The sequence below is a fragment of the Rhodoferax sp. RT5P35 genome (genome assembly GCF_056521385.1).
In genome coordinates, this window is the sequence record NZ_JBWMAX010000271.1 from 1 (window position 1) to 1,143 (window position 1,143).

At 62.5% G+C, this 1,143-nt stretch carries 2 protein-coding genes; one reads left to right on the top strand and one right to left on the bottom strand.

The genetic code is table 11. The annotated features are described in order from the left end of the window. The coding region (locus tag AC097L_RS25565) for a protein kinase domain-containing protein (RefSeq protein WP_479589506.1) at nucleotides 1–562 on the top strand (562 nt) is incomplete at its 5' end. Nucleotides 563–631: 69 nt separating this feature from the next. On the opposite strand, the gene AC097L_RS25570 is transcribed toward AC097L_RS25565, so the two are convergent. Further along, the gene (locus tag AC097L_RS25570) at nucleotides 632–1,117 is read right to left on the bottom strand and encodes an acyl-CoA thioesterase (RefSeq protein WP_479589507.1); all 486 of its coding nucleotides are present in this window, start codon (nucleotides 1,115–1,117) and stop codon (nucleotides 632–634) included. Between the last annotated feature and the right edge of the window lie 26 nt (nucleotides 1,118–1,143).

The following is a 1,143-nucleotide window of genomic DNA, read 5'->3' on the forward strand; positions in this document are numbered from 1 at the left end:
CAAGGAAATGCTGCACCAGGACCTGCGGCCCGAGAACCTGATGGTTGACCGCACCGGCACGGTGAAGATCATCGACTTCGCCTCTACCCACGTGGCGGGCCTGACCGAAGGCACGCCGCGCGCAAGGGCCGATGCCATTGTCGGCACGCTGCAGTACACCGCGCCCGAATACTTCACGGGTGGTAGCGGCAGTGCGCGGTCTGAATTGTTCTCGCTGGCCGTGCTGGCCTACCAGATGCTGACCGCACAGCTGCCGTACGGCCTGCAGGTCACGCAGCTGCAGTCGCCCGCCGACCTGAAGCGGCTGCGCTATGTACCGGTACGCCACTTGCGCCCCGAACTCCCCGACTGGCTGGACGGCGTGCTGCAAAAAGCCCTGCACCCGCAACCGGCCAAGCGCCAGGAGGCGCTGTCGGAGTTTGTGCACGACCTGCACGCTCCCGGCCCCCAATTCTTGCGGCAGCGCGCCCCGCCGCTGGTGGAGCGCAACCCGGTGGTTTTTTGGCAAGGGGTGGCCGTGGTGTTGGCTTTGGCGGTGGTGCTGCTGCTGGGCTTGCGGTAGGCACAAAACTACCGCTGCTCTACCTTTTATAGCTTCTTGCGCTTATGGAATAAGCGCTGGAGCCTGATTTTATTCAGAAGTTTCTTTGATTGCCTTGAACCGGTTGCGCAGTTCATTGCGCAGATTCTTGCGCAAAATCGCCTGCTCGAAGCGGCGCTTTTCGTCCGGCGTGGCGGGCAGCAAAGGCGGCACGGGCGCGGGCTTGCGGTTGTCGTCTACCGCCACCATGGTGAAGAAGCAGCTGTTTACATGGCGCACCGCATGGTCGCGGATGTTTTCGGCCACCACCTTGATGCCCACCTCCATCGACGAGGTGCCCGCATGGTTGATGCTGGCCAAAAAGGTCACCAGTTCGCCCACGTGGATGGGCTGTAAAAACATCACCTGGTCCACGCTCACCGTGACCACATAGCGCCCGGCGTAGCGGCTGGCGCAGGCGTAGGCCACCTGGTCGAGCAGCTTGAGCACCGCGCCGCCGTGCACGTTGCCCGAGAAATTGGCCATGTCGGGGGTCATCAAGACCGTCATGCTGAGTTGGTGCAGGGGGAAGTCCATGGGGGGCTTTCTTTTTTTGGAGGTCT